The 16,400-nt window shown below is 62.3% G+C and carries 15 protein-coding genes; all 15 read right to left on the reverse strand.

What is annotated here, in order from left to right; translation table 11 throughout:
• Nucleotides 1-837, reverse strand: an 837-nt coding sequence (gene ftsZ, locus ABY948_RS05785; RefSeq protein WP_461481568.1) for a cell division protein FtsZ, incomplete at its 3' end; no start/stop codon positions are given.
• Nucleotides 838-879: 42 nt separating this feature from the next.
• Nucleotides 880-2,118: a cell division protein FtsA gene (gene ftsA / locus ABY948_RS05790; RefSeq protein ID WP_461481569.1), complete on the reverse strand. Its 1,239-nt coding sequence runs from the start codon at nt 2,116-2,118 to the stop codon at nt 880-882.
• Between the two features lie 9 nt (nt 2,119-2,127).
• Complete coding sequence (locus tag ABY948_RS05795) at nt 2,128-2,955, reverse strand: cell division protein FtsQ/DivIB (RefSeq protein ID WP_461481570.1); 828 nt, start codon at nt 2,953-2,955, stop codon at nt 2,128-2,130.
• The gene (locus ABY948_RS05800; protein ID WP_461481571.1) at nt 2,956-3,897 is read right to left on the reverse strand and encodes a D-alanine--D-alanine ligase; all 942 of its coding nucleotides are present in this window, start codon (nt 3,895-3,897) and stop codon (nt 2,956-2,958) included. It lies immediately after the preceding gene.
• Nucleotides 3,898-3,919: 22 nt separating this feature from the next.
• Nucleotides 3,920-5,308 (reverse strand): UDP-N-acetylmuramate--L-alanine ligase, encoded by a 1,389-nt coding sequence (murC, locus tag ABY948_RS05805; RefSeq protein ID WP_461481582.1) that lies wholly within the window; start codon nt 5,306-5,308, stop codon nt 3,920-3,922.
• 22 nt (nt 5,309-5,330) lie between these two features.
• Nucleotides 5,331-6,416: an undecaprenyldiphospho-muramoylpentapeptide beta-N-acetylglucosaminyltransferase gene (gene murG, locus ABY948_RS05810; protein ID WP_461481572.1), complete on the reverse strand. Its 1,086-nt coding sequence runs from the start codon at nt 6,414-6,416 to the stop codon at nt 5,331-5,333.
• Nucleotides 6,397-7,581 carry a putative lipid II flippase FtsW gene (gene ftsW / locus ABY948_RS05815; RefSeq protein ID WP_461481573.1) on the reverse strand — a complete coding sequence of 395 codons (1,185 nt, stop codon included), beginning with the start codon at nt 7,579-7,581 and terminating at the stop codon, nt 6,397-6,399. The genes murG and ftsW overlap by 20 nt, the downstream gene beginning before the upstream one ends.
• The gene (gene murD / locus ABY948_RS05820; RefSeq protein WP_461481574.1) at nt 7,578-8,921 is read right to left on the reverse strand and encodes a UDP-N-acetylmuramoyl-L-alanine--D-glutamate ligase; all 1,344 of its coding nucleotides are present in this window, start codon (nt 8,919-8,921) and stop codon (nt 7,578-7,580) included. Before murD ends, ftsW begins: the two co-directional genes overlap by 4 nt.
• Before the next feature lie 22 nt (nt 8,922-8,943).
• On the reverse strand, nt 8,944-10,026 hold the full coding sequence (mraY, locus tag ABY948_RS05825; protein WP_461481575.1) for a phospho-N-acetylmuramoyl-pentapeptide-transferase: 1,083 nt from the start codon (nt 10,024-10,026) through the stop codon (nt 8,944-8,946).
• 2 nt (nt 10,027-10,028) lie between these two features.
• The gene (locus ABY948_RS05830; protein WP_461481576.1) at nt 10,029-11,387 is read right to left on the reverse strand and encodes a UDP-N-acetylmuramoyl-tripeptide--D-alanyl-D-alanine ligase; all 1,359 of its coding nucleotides are present in this window, start codon (nt 11,385-11,387) and stop codon (nt 10,029-10,031) included.
• On the reverse strand, nt 11,384-12,886 hold the full coding sequence (locus ABY948_RS05835) for a UDP-N-acetylmuramoyl-L-alanyl-D-glutamate--2,6-diaminopimelate ligase (RefSeq protein WP_461481577.1): 1,503 nt from the start codon (nt 12,884-12,886) through the stop codon (nt 11,384-11,386). The genes ABY948_RS05830 and ABY948_RS05835 overlap by 4 nt, the downstream gene beginning before the upstream one ends.
• Nucleotides 12,886-14,616, reverse strand: coding sequence for a peptidoglycan D,D-transpeptidase FtsI family protein (locus ABY948_RS05840; protein WP_461481578.1), 1,731 nt, complete (start codon nt 14,614-14,616; stop codon nt 12,886-12,888). The genes ABY948_RS05835 and ABY948_RS05840 overlap by 1 nt, the downstream gene beginning before the upstream one ends.
• Before the next feature lie 14 nt (nt 14,617-14,630).
• Nucleotides 14,631-14,936 carry a cell division protein FtsL gene (gene ftsL / locus ABY948_RS05845; RefSeq protein ID WP_461481579.1) on the reverse strand — a complete coding sequence of 102 codons (306 nt, stop codon included), beginning with the start codon at nt 14,934-14,936 and terminating at the stop codon, nt 14,631-14,633.
• Entirely contained in the window at nt 14,936-15,871 is a 936-nt protein-coding gene (gene rsmH, locus ABY948_RS05850) for a 16S rRNA (cytosine(1402)-N(4))-methyltransferase RsmH (protein WP_461481580.1), read from the reverse strand. Before rsmH ends, ftsL begins: the two co-directional genes overlap by 1 nt.
• 16 nt (nt 15,872-15,887) lie before the next feature.
• Nucleotides 15,888-16,343 (reverse strand): division/cell wall cluster transcriptional repressor MraZ, encoded by a 456-nt coding sequence (gene mraZ / locus ABY948_RS05855; RefSeq protein ID WP_461481581.1) that lies wholly within the window; start codon nt 16,341-16,343, stop codon nt 15,888-15,890.
• Between the last annotated feature and the right edge of the window lie 57 nt (nt 16,344-16,400).

A 16,400-nucleotide genomic window follows, 5' to 3' on the forward strand; every position in this document is an offset into this window, starting at 1 on the left:
GACGTCGGAGAACTCGCCCAGGGACAGATCCGGGCCGGCGATAATGTTGACCAGAATACCCCGTGCGCCCTGCAGGTTGATGTCTTCCAGCAGCGGGCTGTGAATCGCCATTTCCGCGGCGATGCGGGCACGCTCTTCGCCCGTGGCTTCACCGGTACCCATCATGGCCTGGCCCATTTCGGACATCACCGTGCGCACGTCGGCAAAGTCGACGTTGATCATACCGGGGCGGATGATCAGGTCGGCGATACCCTGCACGGCACCCAGCAGTACATCATTGGCCGCCTTGAAGGCTTCCAGCAGGCTGGTGGTTTTACCCAGCACCTGCAGCAGCTTTTCGTTGGGCACGGTGATCAGCGAATCCACCTTGTCCTTCAGTTCGCGCAGACCTTCATCGGCAATGGTCATGCGCTTGCGGCCTTCAAAGACGAACGGTCTGGTCACCACCGCCACCGTCAGAATACCCAGCTCCTTGGCCACGTCCGCCACGATGGGTGCCGCACCGGTACCGGTACCGCCGCCCATGCCCGCGGTGATAAACACCATGTCCGCCCCTTGCAGGACATCCGCGATGCGATCGCGGTCCTCAATGGCGGCGTGGCGCCCCACCTCGGGATTGGCGCCCGCACCCAATCCCTTGGTCAGCCCGTTGCCGAGCTGGAGGATGGTGGCGCTGCCGATATCCTTCAGTGCCTGGGCATCGGTATTGGCGCAGATAAATTCCACGCCATCCACTTGGCTGTTCATCATATGGCGCACGGCGTTGCCGCCGCCGCCACCGACTCCGATGACTTTGATTTCCGCGCTATCCGGCACGCTATCAACGATCTGAAACATGATTAATACCCCTCGATTGGACCTGTGTTAAACGCCAGTAACTTACAAATTGCCCTGAAACCAGCTTTGCAGCCGGCTGAAAAAACTTACCTTGGTACTTTCACGGCGGCGGCTGACCCTGCGGCCATCCTGCTGTTGTTGCATGCCGTACATCAGCAGCCCCACCCCCGTGGAATAGATCGGGTTGTCGACAATGTCCGTCAGCCCCTTGATGTTGCACGGTGAACCCAGTCGCACCGGCATGTGGAAGATTTCTTCCGCCAGTTCCACCGCGCCTTCCATTTTTGAGGTGCCACCGGTCAGCACCATGCCCGCCGCCACCAGATCCTCGAAGCCGCTGCGACGCAACTCCGCCTGTATCAGCGTGAACAGCTCGTCGTAGCGGGGTTCCACCACCTCGGCCAGGGACTGGCGGGACAGATCCCGGTGGGGCCGATCCCCGACGCTCGGCACCTTGATGGTTTCATCCGGTCCGGTCATCTTGGCCAGTGCGCAGGCGTACTTGATCTTCAGCTCTTCGGCATGAGCGGTGGGTGTGCGCAGGGCGTGGGCGATGTCATTGGTGACCTGGTCACCGGCGATCGGAATAACGCCGGTATGGCGAATGGCGCCGTCGGTGAAGATGGCGATATCGGTGGTGCCGCCGCCAATGTCCACCAGGCAGACGCCCAGCTGTTTTTCATCCTCGGTGAGCACCGCGTAGGAGGACGCCAACTGCTCGAGAATGATGTCGTCCACCTCCAGGCCGCAGCGGCGAATGCACTTCTTGATGTTCTGGGCGGCATTGGCCGCACAGGTCACCAGGTGTACCTTGGCTTCCAGACGCACCCCCGACATGCCCAGCGGTTCGCGCACCCCCTCCTGATTGTCGATGATGAATTCCTGGGGCAGCACGTGCAGAATTTCCTGATCGGCCGGAATGGCCACCGCCCTGGCGGCGTCAATCACCCGCTCGATGTCCAGCGGCAACACCTCGCGGTCGCGGATGGCCACAATGCCGTGGGAGTTGAGGCTACGAATGTGGCTGCCGGCGATCCCCGCATACACCGAGTGAATGTGACAGCCGGCCATCAGCTCCGCCTCCTCGATGGCCCGCTGGATGGAGTGCACCGTCGACTCGATGTTGACCACCACTCCTTTCTTCAATCCCGAGGAGGGGTGCAGGCCGGTGCCGACGATTTCCAGCGTGCCACCGGGTCCGGCCATGCCAACGATGGAAACGACCTTGGACGTACCTATATCCAGCCCGACGATCAGCCTTTCATCATTTGAGTTCGCCATGTTTCGACCTCACACTTGCCCCGGCGCCGCAGCGACGCCCGTTAATTTCTGCCCTATCTGCCCATTGACGCGGGTGTGTTCCAACACCCACTGCACGGCAACCCCGTTGTCATAGCGAACATCCACTCTGGCCACCCGCTGTGCCTGTTCTTTCAGCTGCTGTTCCCAGACCTCAAGGAAACGGCGCATTTTTTCCATCACCTGGTCCCGGCCAATGACCAGTTCCAGGTTGTTGTCGAGCCGCAGCCACCAGGCACCCCGGTCATCCCGCTTGAGAGCGGCAATGCGCAATCCGGAAGACTGCAGCAGCTGGGCCATTTCCCGGTATGACTTCATCAATTGGCGCTCGCTCTGGTCGCCGCCCTGCAGCATCGGCAGGTAAGACAGCACCCCGTTGTCGCCGATCTCGCGGCGCTCACCGCGCACATTGAGGAACGCGGTGTTGCCCCAGCGGGCAATCGGCACCTCTTCCGTCACCGCAATCAGCAACCCGTCCGGCCAGCGGCGACTCACCCTGGCCTGCAGAATCCAGGGGTGCAGCTCCAGCTCCCGACGAATTTTCTGCAGATCCAGATTGAGAAACCCGCCGGTTACCAGCGGTTCGACCAGCCGCTGGATCGCCCCCTGATCCACCTGGGAAAACTCGCCTTTCACGGCAATCACCCCAATCGCCACATTGAGTCGCTGATACAGCTGTTCCATGCCCCAGCCGACGCCGGCCAGCAGTGCTGCAACCGTCAGCAGCGACAGCCCCCGCCGCAACCAGCGCAACCGCTCACCCGGCATCGGCGGCACCTGACGGCGCATCGCCCCAGCGTCCTGAGCGACGCCAAACATCTAGCGCAGCCCCCGGGAGAGGCTGGTGTCGAGAATCTTCAGCACCAGCTGGTCAAAACTGTATCCCGCCGCCCTGGCCGCCATGGGCACCAGGCTGTGATCGGTCATGCCGGGCACGGTATTCACCTCCAGCAGGAACAGTTCTCCCGACTGGTTGGCCATCACATCCACCCGCCCCCAACCGCTGCAACCGAGGCTGCTGAAGGCCTGCCAGGCCAGATCTTTCAGGGCCGTCTCGGCGGCGCTAGCCAATCCGCACGGACACAGGTAGCGGGTGTCATTGGCCAGGTATTTGGCGTCGAAATCGTAGAAGCCGTGATCTGTCTCCAGCTTGATGGGGGGCAACACCTCCCCATCCAGTACCGCCACGGTGTATTCCGCTCCGCTGATCCACTGCTCGGCAATGACACTGCTGTCCAGCGCTGCCGCCTCGCGCCACGCCGCTTCCAGCGCCTCGGCGCTGTCCGCCCGGGTCATTCCCAGACTTGAACCCTCGTGACTGGGTTTCACCATCACGGTGCCGCCGAGCAGCTCCAGCACCTGTTGCCAGTTGGTTTCCCGGTCCAGGACCGCAAAGGACGCCGTGGGCAGACCGGCACCCTGCCAGAAGCGCTTGGTGTACAACTTGTCCATGGCCAGGGCCGAAGCGAAGACACCGCTGCCGGTGTAGGGCAGGCCCAGCAGTTGCAGCGCGCCCTGTAGCGAACCATCTTCGCCACCCGGGCCGTGCAGCATGATCAACACCCGGTCTAGCCCGAGGCCGGGCAATTGCTGCAACAGGTCGGCGCCCGCATCGATGGGCACCAGATCCACGCCACTGCGCTGCAGGGAAGCAATGACCGCGCGACCGGAAATCAACGAGATTTCCCGCTCCGCCGAAGTGCCGCCGTAGAGCACGCCGACCCGGCCATATTTCTGTTTCATCACTTCGCTCACTGCCATTGCCGTTCTCTGTGTTCTCTCGCTATCTCAACTTGCGGTCAGCCAGTATTTTCACCAATTTGCCGACACTGCCCGCACCCTGGGTAATCACCATGTCACCGCCGCCGACAATATCTTTCAGCACATCCGCCACCGACTCGATGTCGGGGGCATAGATCGGGTCCACCAGGCCGCGCTGGCGGATACTGCGACACATGGTGCGACTGTCGGCACCGGGGATTTCCTCCTCGCCCGCCGGATAGACCTCCAGCAAAATCAGCACGTCGCAGCTCGACAACACCTGCACGAAATCCTCGTAGAGATCGCGGGTACGGCTGTAGCGGTGGGGCTGGAAGACCATCACCAGGCGCTTGTCCGGCCAACCTTCGCGCACCGCCTTGATGGTGGCGGCGACCTCCCGCGGATGGTGACCGTAATCATCCACCAGCATCGCGGTGCCCCCCGGCACCGGGTAGTCTCCGTAAATCTCAAAGCGGCGGCCGACACCCTGGAAGCAGGACAAGCCCTGCTGAATCGCCTCGTCCGAAAGCCCTTCGTCAGTCGCCACGGCGATCACCGCCGTGGCATTCTGCACGTTGTGCACACCGGGAATATTGAGTTCAATCTCCAGCGGTTGCTGCTGCTCCGGTCGATATACCTTGAAACGACTGTGGTTCTGCCTGATCGATACGTCTTCGATACGGAAATCCGCATCCTCCGCGAACCCGTAGGTCAATACCGGGCGCGACACCAGTGGCAGAATCTCCCGGATCACCGGGTCGTCGATACAGAGCACCGCCAGACCGTAAAACGGCAGGTTGTGCAGAAACTCCACAAACGTCTGCTTGAGGCGATTGAAGTCGAAGCCATAGGTTTCCATATGGTCGGCATCGATATTGGTGACCACCGCCACCATCGGCTGCAGGTGCAGGAAAGAGGCATCGCTCTCATCCGCCTCGGCCACCAGATAGCGACTGACACCCAGCCGGGCGTTGGTGCCCGCACCTTTCACCAGCCCGCCAATCACAAAGGTGGGATCTTCGCCACCGGCCGCCAGCACGGCTGCCAGCAGACTGGTGGTGGTGGTTTTGCCGTGGGTGCCGGCCACCGCAATGCCGTGGCGGTAACGCATCAGTTCCGCCAGCATCTCCGCGCGGCGCACGATCGGGATGCGCTGTTCCCGGGCACCGATTATTTCCGGGTTGCTCTCGGTCACCGCGGAGGATTGCACCACCACGTCGGCACCGCTGACATTGTCGCCGGTATGGCCCATCATGATCTTTGCCCCCAGGCGTCGCAGCCGGGCGGTATTGCTGTTGTCCGCCAGATCGGAACCGGAGATGAGATAGCCCTGGTTGAGCAATACTTCGGCGATGCCGCACATGCCACTGCCGCCGATGCCGATAAAATGGATACGGCGGATGCGACGCATTTCCGGCACCGCATGAAAACCCTCAGCGCCCACGGCACACCTCCTCACAGATATCCGCCACCTGTTCCGCCACTCGCGGCCTGGCCAATTTGCGGGCATTGGCCGCCATCGCCTTCAGGCGCTCGCCGTCCGCCAGCCAGCTCTGCACCACCCCGGCCAGTTTCTCCGCCGTCAGTTGCGACTGGGGGATCAACACCGCGGCATCGCCGTCCACCAACCACTGGGCGTTGTGGGTCTGGTGATCATCGATGGCGAAGGGAAACGGAATCAGCACCGAGGCCACCCCCGCCGCCGCCAGTTCCGACACCGTCAGGGCGCCGGCGCGGCAGATCACCAGGTCGGCCCAGCCATAGGCTTCCGCCATATCGGCAATAAAGGGCTCCACCTGCGCTGCGACCCCCGCCCGGCGGTAGCTGTCGACTGTCAGCTGCTGATGGGCCCGGCCGCACTGGTGGCGAACCTGTGGCCGAGAGGCTTCCGGCAAGGTTGCCAGTGCCTCAGGCACCCGCTGGTTGATGGCCAGCGCGCCGAGGCTGCCGCCCAGCACCAGTACACGGTGCGGGCGACCCGGTTGGGCCATGCGGACTTGCGGCGCCGGCAGCTCACTGATTTCAGGGCGCACCGGATTGCCGGTCCACTCACCCCCCGGCAGCGCGCCGGGGAAGGCGACCAGCACCCGGTTTGCCACTTTGGCCAGCAGGCGGTTGGTGGTACCGGCAATGGCATTCTGCTCATGGATCACCAGGGGAATGCCGAGCAGTTTTGCCGCCAGGCCTCCGGGGCCGGAGGCAAACCCCCCCAGTCCCAACACCGCATCCGGGCGTTCCCTGCGCAGCACAGCCATGGCCTGCCACAGCGCCCGCAACAGCAGCAGCGGCGCCCACAGCAGTTTTGCGATGCCCTTGCCGCGCAAGCCCTCGACCTCGATATAGTTGATCGAAAAACCGTTGGCGGGCACCAACTCGGCTTCAATACCGCGCCGAGTGCCCAGCCAGGACACCGCCACATCGCGCGCGCGCAGGGCCTGCGCCACCGCCAGGGCGGGGAAGACGTGGCCGCCGGTGCCACCGGCCATCACCATCACCTTGTTACAGCTCCGCTCTGTCACGTCTCACCTGTCTCGCCACCGCCGGCACATCATCCATTTCCCGGTTAATTCGCAATACCAGCGCCACCATGGCGCAGCACATCAGCAAACTGCTGCCGCCATAACTGATAAACGGCAGGGTCAGCCCCTTGGTGGGCAGCAGCCCCGAGGTCACCCCCATATTGATAAAGGCCTGCCCCGCCATCATGGTGGCGATGCCAAAACAGCTGTAGGCGGCAAACCAGTCCTCCAGCGCCACCGCCCGTTTGGCCACGCGCAAAATACGCGACACCAGCAGAACGTAAAGGCCTATCACCAGGGCCACACCGACCAGGCCAAATTCCTCGGCGTAGATGGCAAACACAAAGTCCGTATGGGCTTCCGGCAGATAAAACAATTTCTGAACGCTGTTGCCGAGGCCGACACCCAACCATTCGCCGCGACCGAAAGCGATCAGCGACTGGGTCAGCTGGTAACCGCTGTCGTACTGGTCCGCCCAGGGATCGAGGAACGTCACCAGCCGCTGCAAACGGTAGGGCGACAGCAGCGCCACCGAGGCTAGCGCGCTGATCCCCGCCAGCAAAATCAAAGAGAACTGCCAGAGCTGGGCGCCCCCCATAAACAGCATGCCGAGCACCGTGGCCGCCATCACCACAGCGGAGCCAAAATCAGGCTGCAACAACAGCAGCAGGGCGATCAGTGCCACCAGACCGATCGGTCTGGCGAAGTAGCGCCAGTTGTCACGCAGCTCGCGCTGGTAGCGCTCCAGGTAACCCGCGGTAAACAAAATCATCACGAATTTGGCCAGCTCCGAGACCTGCAGGTTGATCGGCCCAAGCGGAATCCAGCGCTGGCTGCCATTGACCCGGCGGCCAATACCGGGAATCAGCACCGCCACCAGCATCAGCAGCGTCAACAACAGCAATGGCACACCGTAGTGGTACCAGACGCGCGAGGGTACAGAGAGGAACACCCCGGCCACCGCCACGCCCAGCAACAGAAACATCAGGTGCCGCTTCAGGTAGAAGAAGGCATCGCCGTAGTTGTGCTCGGCAAAGCTGATGGAGGCCGAACAGATCATCACCAGGCCAATGGTGGCAATGGCGCAGGCCGCCAACAACAACGACTGATCCAGCTCCCTGAGAAATGCCGTGCAACGGGACCACTGCAGCGCCAGCATACTCATGCCAGCCCCTCCACCACTGCGGCAAACTGGCGACCGCGGTCTTCAAACCCCTTAAACATGTCAAAGCTGGCACAGGCCGGTGACAGCAGTACGATATCCCCGGCTTCAGCCACCTGGCTGGCCGCGGCGACGGCCGCGTTCAGGCCGGTGGCATGAACGGTCGCCACCTGGCCGGCGACCGCTTGATCGATTGCCGCGGCATCTTCTCCGATCAGCACCAGCAGCTTGACGGCAGCGGGCAGCGTCGCGGCCAGGGGGGCGAAATCCTGGCCCTTGCCTTGACCGCCGGCGATCAGAATCAGATTTTTTCCCCGTGCCAGGCCGGCGATGGCCGCCAGCGTGGCACCGACATTGGTCGCCTTGGAATCGTTGATGTAACTCACGCCATTGCGCTCGGCGACCACCTGACAGCGGTGTGACAGCCCCTTGTAGCGCCGCAGGGTGACCAGCATGGCATCCATCGGCACACCGACGGCGGTGCCCAATGCCAGCGCCGCCAGGGCGTTGGCGGTATTGTGTCGACCCTTGATGCCCAGTTCCCGCTCGGGCATCAGCGCATCGAACTGGAAGAACAGCCATGGCTCACCCTGATGGGTTCTCAGCCCGAAGCCCTTGAAGTCCGGCTGACCGAGGCCAAAGCTCCACTGTTTGACCGCCTCGCCCACCAGCGGCGAAGTCAGTGCGTCATCGCGATTGCTCACCACCTGGCGGGCACCGATAAAGATGCGGTGCTTGGCCTGGTGATAGTCCAGCAGCCCGGCGTAGCGGTCCATGTGATCGGCACTGATATTCAGCACCGCCGCCACTTCCGCGTTCAGCGCCAGCACCGACTCCAGCTGGAAACTGGACAGCTCCAGCACATAGAGACGGACCGCCGGATCCAGCAGGTCCAGAGCGGGCACGCCCAGGTTGCCGCCCACCCCGGCGGCGATGCCGGCCTCGGCGCACATCTCGCCCACCAGTGTGGTGACCGTGCTTTTGCCGTTGGAACCGGTGATCGCCACAATCGGCGCGTTGGCCGTCCGGGCAAACAATTCAATGTCATTGATGACCGGGATACCCCGGACAATGGCCTGCTGCACCGCCGGGTGTTGACGGCTCAGGCCCGGGCTGAGAATGACCTCGTCGGCATCCAGCAGCGCATCCTGGCGCAATTCGCCCAGCATCACCGGCACATCCGGCAACTCAGTGCGCAGCTCGTCGAGGCATGGCGGCTGCTGGCGGGTATCGCAGATCACAAAACGCTCCCCCAGCCGGGCCAGATGCCGCGCCACAGACAAACCGGTGACGCCGATACCGACGACCACCTTCAGTTTGCTACTGGCTATCAATTGCGACATCGCCACTCTCCGCCTTCCTCGCTCAGCGCAACTTCAGGGTTGCCAGGCCAAACAGCACCAGCACCAGGGTAATAATCCAGAAGCGCACGATCACTCGCGGCTCCGGCCAGCCTTTCAATTCAAAATGGTGGTGGATGGGCGCCATGCGAAAAATGCGGCGCCCGGTGAGCTTGAACGACGCCACCTGCATGATCACCGACACGGTTTCCAGCACGAACACCCCGCCCATGATGAAAAACACAACTTCATGGCGCACCACCACGGCAATGACACCCAGCGCGGCACCCAATGCCAGCGCCCCCACATCGCCCATAAATACCTGGGCCGGGTAGGTGTTGAACCATAGGAAACCGAGTCCGGAACCGGCGATGGCCGCACAGAACACCACCAGCTCACCGGCCCCGGCCACATAGGGAATGTGCAGGTAATCGGAAAACTGGATGTTGCCCACCAGATAGGCAAACACCCCCAGCGCACCCGCCACCAGTACCGTGGGCATGATGGCGAGACCGTCGAGGCCATCGGTGAGATTCACCGCGTTGCTGCTGCCGACAATCACAAAGTAGGTCAGCACCACGTAAAACATCCCCAGTGGCAGCGCCACTTCCTTGAAGAACGGGATAATCAGCTCGTTCTCGGCACCGCTGCTACCGGTCATATACAGGAAAATGGCGGCACCCAGCCCAGCGACGGATTGCCAGAAATATTTCCAGCGCGCCGGCAAGCCCTTGGAATTCTTTTCCACCACCTTGCGGTAATCGTCGACCCAGCCCACGGCACCGAAGACAGCGGTCACAATCATCACCACCCACACGTAGTGATTGCGCAAATCGGACCACAACAGCGCGCTGACAAAGATGGACAACAGGATCAGCGCGCCCCCCATGGTCGGGGTGCCGGATTTGCTGAGATGACTTTGCGGACCGTCCGTGCGCACGGACTGGCCGATCTGCAGAAAATTGAGGCGCCGAATCATGGTCGGGCCGAGCATCAGTGACAGCCCGAGCGCGGTCAGCACACCTAGAATGGCGCGGAAAGTCAGGTACTTCACCACCCCGAATGCCGTGAAATATTGTGACAGGTAATCGGCCAGCCAAAGCAGCATGATTACGCTTCTCCTGTTTCGGTTATCTGTTTCACCACGGTTTCCATCGCCATAAAGCGGGAGCCTTTCACCAACACCACCGAGTCAGACTGCAACAGCGCCTTCAAGCGCTCTGCCAGCTCTGCCTTGCTGTCAAAATGCTCCCCGCCGGCGCCAAATTCGCGCACGCTGTTAATACTGAGGGGACCGACCGCAAGCAGGGATTCGATGCCCTGCTGCGCGGCGTAACGGCCGACATCGCCGTGCAGCCGCGCCTCGTCATCGCCCAGTTCACCCATATCACCGAGCACCAGAATATGCTTGCCCTTCATGACCAGCAGCGTATCCACTGCCGCTTTTACCGACCCCGGATTGGCGTTGTAGGTATCGTCGATCACCACAGCGCCGCCCGGCAGGGATTGGCGATTGAGGCGACCGGGAACGGCCTGTAACTTGCTCAGTCCGGCGGCAATGGCATCCAGTCTGGCGCCCGCCGCATAGGCACAGGCAGCGGCAGCCAGGGCATTGGCCACATTGTGCCTACCGCTCAACGGCAGCCGTATCGCCACCTCGCCCGCGGGCGTCACCAGCACAAAGGCATAACAGCCCAGCTCATCGGCCACCAGCTCCCGCGCCCGGAAATCGGCCTGTTCATCCACCATGGAGAAGCCCAACACCCGCGCTGCCGCACTGGCCCGCCAACTCGCCGCCCAGTCTTCGTCGAGATTGATCACCGCGCTGCCCTGGGGGCTGACACCCCGGTAGATTTCACCCTTGGCGGCGGCAATACCCTCGAGACTGCCGAAACCGGCCACGTGGGCCGGCAGCACATTGTTGACCAGCACCACATCCGGCTGCGCCAGGCTGCACAGGTAGGCAATTTCACCGGGGCCGCTGGCACCCATTTCAATCACCGCGTAGCGGTGGCGCGGGTTCAGTTGCAGCAGCGTCAGCGGCACGCCGATCTGGTTGTTGAGGTTGCCCCTGGTGGCCAGAACCGGGCCGCACTCACCCAGTATCGCGGCAATCATCTCCTTGACGGTGGTTTTGCCACTGCTGCCGGTCACCGCCACCAGCGGCCCAAAAAATCCGCGTCGATTCAGCAGCGCCAGCTGTCCGAGCGCCGTACAGGTATCCGGCACCACCCACTGGGGCACATTGATGTCGCGCACCGGCCGCTCCACCACCATGCCACAGGCGCGGGTGGCCACCTCGGCGAGGAACTGGTGGGCATCGAAGCGCTCGCCCCGCAATGCCACGAACAGCTCCTGCTCGGCAATATTGCGGCTGTCGGTACTGACCGCACTGAAACGGCAGTCCGGGTACATCAGGGTGCCGCCAAATTCCTGCGCCGCCGCCGACAGCGTGAGTGGTTGCATCATCGGCACCCCCCGCGCTGGCGCAGCGCCAGCCTGGCTTCACCGATGTCGCTGAAGGGCAGACGCTGGGCGCCCACCAATTGATAGGCTTCATGGCCTTTGCCGGCGATCAGCACCAGATCATTGTCCGCCGCCTCCCGGATGGCATTGCAAATTGCCTGGGCGCGGTCTGCTACCACGTCCAATCCTTTTGCTGTCGGGGCGCCGGCAAGAATATCGGCGATGATCGCGGCGGGCGCTTCACCGCGCGGGTTGTCACTGGTCACTACTACCCGGTCTGCCAGACGGGCGGCTATTTCACCCATCAGCGGGCGCTTGCCGCGATCGCGATCGCCACCGCAGCCAAATACGCACCACAACTGGCCATTGCAGTGCTCCCGCAAGGTCAACAGGGCTTTTTCCAGCGCATCCGGCGTGTGGGCATAATCAATCACCACCCCGGGACCGGCCATACCGGCCACCCGCTCCATCCGTCCCGCCACCGCCCGCAGGCGCGGTACCAGCTGCAACACGGTTTCCAGGGTCAATCCCTGGACGCAGGCCACAGCGACCACGGCGAGCAGGTTTTCCAGGTTGAAACGACCCAGCAGCGGACTGGACAGGTGCCCGTCACCCCAGGGCGTGCTGATCTCCGCACTGATACCGGCAGCGCTCAGCTGCACCTGCTCCGCCGTTACAGCGGCTCCCGGATTGGCGAGCGCATAGCTGACAAGCTCCACCCCCGGCGGCAGTTGCAGGGCGATCTCCGCACCCACCGGGTCATCCACATTGATGACCGCATGTTGCAGTCCGGGCATGGCAAACAGGCGCATTTTGGCCTGGGCATAACTGAGCAGGCTGCCGTGATAATCCAGGTGATCCCGGGACAGATTGGTAAATAGCGCGGTGGTGAAACGCAATCCGTCCACCCGGCACTGATCGAGGCTGTGGGAGGATACTTCCATCGTCAGGCGATCCACTCCCGCTTCGCTATAGCCGGCCAACAATGCCTGCACGGTGACCGCATCGGGGGTGGTCATGCCCGTTTCGGACAGCTCCACCGCGCCGTCGCGATAGACGCCGCAACCGAGGGTGCCAATCACTCCGGCGGGATGACCCGCCAGACTGAACAACTGCGCCAGCAACTGGCTACAGGTGGTTTTGCCGTTGGTACCGGTGACGCCGGTCAAGATCATCTGCTCAGACGGCTCCCCGTAGAAGCGGCCGGCAATCTCACTGAGCTGTTGCCGCAACCCCGCAACGGGGATAACCCGGCCCGCGACTGCCGCAAGCCCTTCGGCTTCGGCCAATACCGCCACGGCTCCGGCCTGCAGCGCCTGTGCCATAAAATCCCGGCCATCGACTGAAGCCCCCGGCAGCGCCAGAAACAGGTCGCCGGGACACAGCTTGCGACTGTCGAGGCACAACCCGGTCACCGGCAGAGAACTCGTTTCACCGGGCAGCCGTTGGCCGGGCAGCAAGCTGGCCAGCGGAATGCCCTGCATGTTGCGGTACGCCGCCATCACGTGGCATCCTCCGGGGCAACGACCACTTCGGCCACCTGTTCGCTGTGATTCAGCTGTGGCGGAATTTTCAACATGCGCAACGCATCCGCCACCACATTGGAAAACACCGGTGCCGCCACCTCGCCGCCAAAATACTTGCCACCCCGGGGGTCGTTGATAATCACCACCGCGACCAAGCGGGGATTACCCGCGGGCACCATACCGGCAAAGAGCCCCACATAGCGGTTCTTCTCATAACCGTTTTTGCCCACCTTATGTACGGTGCCGGTCTTGCCGGCCACCGCATAGGAGGGAATGGCGGCGCGGGTGGCGGTACCGCCGGCAGCGGTAACACTGGTCATCATTTCCCTTACCCTGGCCACCTGTTTTGCATCGGCCACGGCCTCCCCCTGGGGAATGTCGTCGGTCTTCAACAGTGTCACCGGCTTCTTGATGCCGTCGTTTGCCAACACCGCATAGGCCTGAGCGATTTGCAGTGCAGAGGCCGAGAGCCCCAGCCCAAAGGCAAAATTGGCCCGCTCTACGGCCCGCCAGCGGCGGTGTTCCGGCAAACTGCCCGGACTCTCTCCCGGAAAACCAGTGCCAGGGCTTTCCCCCAGTCCGACCCTCGAGAACATTTCACGAATATGTTCCGGCTCCAGACTGAGGGCAATTTTCGTGGTACCCACCTGGCTGGATTTCATCAACAGGCCGGTGAGATCGATCACCCCGTAGTTGCGGTGGTCATAAAAGGTTTTGCGCCCGACCCGGATATAGCCCGGATTAGTATCGATCATCGTTTCGGGCACATACTTGCCGCTCTCCAGAGCCGCCAGCACGGTCAGCGGCTTCATGGTCGAACCGGGTTCCACCAGATCCGTGACCGCCCTGTTGCGCAGCGCATCTGAGCTTAACTGACCGCGGTCGTTCGGGTTAAAGGAGGGCTGGTTGGCCATGGCCAACACCTCGCCAGTGCGCACATCCAGCAGCACCACGGAGCCGGAAGCCGCCTTGAATTTCGCCACCGCTTCTTTCAGTTCTCGGTAGGCCGTGTACTGCAAGCGCAGGTCGATACTCAGGGACAGGTTCTCCCCCGCCTTTTCGCTGCGCAGCAGTCCCAGCTCCTTGATCACGCGGCCCTTGAGGTCTTTCAATACCTGCTTGGCGCCCGGCACGCCTGTCAACAGCTCGTCGTAGGCCAGCTCCATGCCCTCCTGGCCGTGATCGTCAATATTGGTGAACCCTACCAGCTGTGCCGCCACTTCTCCGGCGGGATAAAAACGCTTGTACTCACCCTGGCCGTAGATCCCGGGCATCTCCAGCTTGAGCACAGCCTCTGCCTGCTCCGGCGTCAACTGACGGGCCAGATACATGAATTCCTTGCCGGCATAACGGGCCAGGCGCTGCTTCAATTCTTCGTGGCTGATGGAGAGCGCGGCAGCCAACTCCTTGAGTGCCGGCGATTCGAGGTTGACCAGTTGCGGATTGGCCCACAGGGTAACAACCGGGGTGCTCACCGCCAGTGGTTCGCCGCGCCGGTCGGTTATCACCCCGCGGTAGGCCGGTATGGATTCCGTGCGCAAGGTGCGCGCCATGCCCTGCCCCTGTAAAAACTGGTAACCCCGATCCATATCCGGCATCACCTGGAGACGGGCGATATGCCACAATCCCGCAATCGGCAGCACCGCCAGCACCATGACTACCAACAGGTAGCGCCAGCGCGATATGGTCAGTTTGTTTGGCTTCACCCGGACACCAATCCCTATTCCACAACCGCCTGGGCGCGAACGATAACAATTTCGCTCGGCTCAGGCACCCGCATCTGCAACTGACTTTTGGCCAGCTGCTCTACCCTGCTCAGCGAGGCCCACGAACTTTGCTCCAGCAAATAGCGGCCCCATTCCACCTGCAGGGCATTCGCCTCCTGCTCCATCTTCGCCAACTCGTTGTAGAGCTGCCGACACAGGTGGCTGACATAAACAACCGACAGCGCCGACAGCACTACCGCCAGCCACAACAACGGCAACAACCAGCCCGGCTGCCGCTGCGCCCCTCGGCCCAGTTTCATCAGGCCACCTTCTCCGCCACGCGCATCACTGCACTGCGCGCCCGCGGATTGGCCGCCACTTCTGCGGCACCCGGCTTGCTCGCCTTGCCCACCGAGCGCATGGGGCGGACAATATCCTTTTCCATCACCGGCAAACCTTTCGGCAGCGGCTTGCCTTTTTCCTGGTCGCGGATAAACCGCTTCACAATGCGGTCCTCCAGGGAGTGAAAGCTGATGACCACCAGACGACCGCCGACAGCCAACACATCCAGCACCGACGCCAGCACCTGCTCCAGGTCGCCCAGCTCTCGATTGATAAAAATGCGGATTCCCTGAAACGCCCGGGTGGCCGGGTGCTTACCCTTTTCCCAGGAGGGATTTGCCTCGGACACAATCGCCGCCAGCTGCGCCGTGCGGGTGATCGGCGTCTCGGCCCGGGCGGCGACGATAGCCCGCGCCATGCGGCGGGCAAACCGCTCTTCGCCGTATTCCCGGAGCACCTGGGTAATTTCGTCTTCACCGGCAACCGCCAGCCATTCGGCGGCACTGATACCGCTGTCGGGATCCATGCGCATATCCAGCGGACCGTCGCGCAAAAAACTGAACCCCCGGGCGGCATCATCCAGCTGCGGGGAAGAAACGCCCAGGTCCAGCAGCACCCCTTGCACCTTGCCTTGCAGGCCCCGCTCGACAACCATCTCCGCCAGTTCAGCAAAAGAGCCGCGCACCATCTCAAAGCGCGGCTCATCGGCAAACAGCGACTCCGCCACAGCACAGGCCGCGGGGTCTTTATCCACCGCCATCAGTCGCCCCTTGGGGCTCAACCCGGAAAGAATCAAGGAGGAGTGGCCGCCGCGGCCAAAGGTGCCGTCCACATAAAAACCGTCGGGGTCAGTGACGAGGGCAGCTACTGCCTCATCCAGCAAAACGGTCGCGTGTTCGACCTGTGCCGACATAAACCCTTCCTCAGCGTTACAGTGACAGCGATTGCATTTCTTCCGGAATTTCCAGGTCGCCACTGGTTTCTGCTAACCAGTCCTCCCGTCCGGCATTCCAGTTCTCCTCACTCCACAGCTCCAAACGGTGACGCTGACCCACCAGGATCACCTTCTTGTCGAGTTGGGCGTACTGCCGCAACTCCGGGGGTATCAAGATACGGCCATTGCCATCGAGTTCCATTTCGCGGGCATGGCCGATAAGAATTCGCTGCAATTTGCGGGTGGTGGGGTTGAAGGTGGGCAACTGGGCGATCTGCGCTTCGATCTTTTCCCATTCCTGCAACGGATAGATCAGCAGGCACTTGTCCTGCACATCGATGGTGGCAATCAGGGCGCCGTCACAGTCGGCCGCAATATCATCGCGATAGCGTGCCGGGATCGCCATGCGACCCTTGGCATCCATGTTGATTTCATTGCTGCCTCTAAACACGCTCGCCCAACTTTCTCACTATCGCCTGTGTTTGGGACAGAAAACCACTTTGCCCCA

It is taken from the genome of Porticoccus sp. (assembly GCF_041592135.1).
In the GTDB taxonomy this organism is placed as follows: Bacteria; Pseudomonadota; Gammaproteobacteria; order Pseudomonadales; family Porticoccaceae; genus Porticoccus.

Coding starts and splice junctions, on each gene's coding strand:
- ftsL (WP_461481579.1), bottom strand. CDS start 14,936: ATGAAACTGGGCCGAGGGGCGCAGCGGCAGCCGGGCTGGTTGTTGCCG.
- ftsW (WP_461481573.1), bottom strand. CDS start 7,581: ATGAGTATGCTGGCGCTGCAGTGGTCCCGTTGCACGGCATTTCTCAGG.
- ABY948_RS05795 (WP_461481570.1), bottom strand. CDS start 2,955: ATGTTTGGCGTCGCTCAGGACGCTGGGGCGATGCGCCGTCAGGTGCCG.
- rsmH (WP_461481580.1), bottom strand. CDS start 15,871: ATGTCGGCACAGGTCGAACACGCGACCGTTTTGCTGGATGAGGCAGTA.
- murC (WP_461481582.1), bottom strand. CDS start 5,308: ATGCGTCGCATCCGCCGTATCCATTTTATCGGCATCGGCGGCAGTGGC.
- ABY948_RS05835 (WP_461481577.1), bottom strand. CDS start 12,886: ATGGCGGCGTACCGCAACATGCAGGGCATTCCGCTGGCCAGCTTGCTG.
- mraY (WP_461481575.1), bottom strand. CDS start 10,026: ATGCTGCTTTGGCTGGCCGATTACCTGTCACAATATTTCACGGCATTC.
- ftsA (WP_461481569.1), bottom strand. CDS start 2,118: ATGGCGAACTCAAATGATGAAAGGCTGATCGTCGGGCTGGATATAGGT.
- ABY948_RS05830 (WP_461481576.1), bottom strand. CDS start 11,387: ATGATGCAACCACTCACGCTGTCGGCGGCGGCGCAGGAATTTGGCGGC.
- ABY948_RS05800 (WP_461481571.1), bottom strand. CDS start 3,897: ATGGCAGTGAGCGAAGTGATGAAACAGAAATATGGCCGGGTCGGCGTG.
- murD (WP_461481574.1), bottom strand. CDS start 8,921: ATGTCGCAATTGATAGCCAGTAGCAAACTGAAGGTGGTCGTCGGTATC.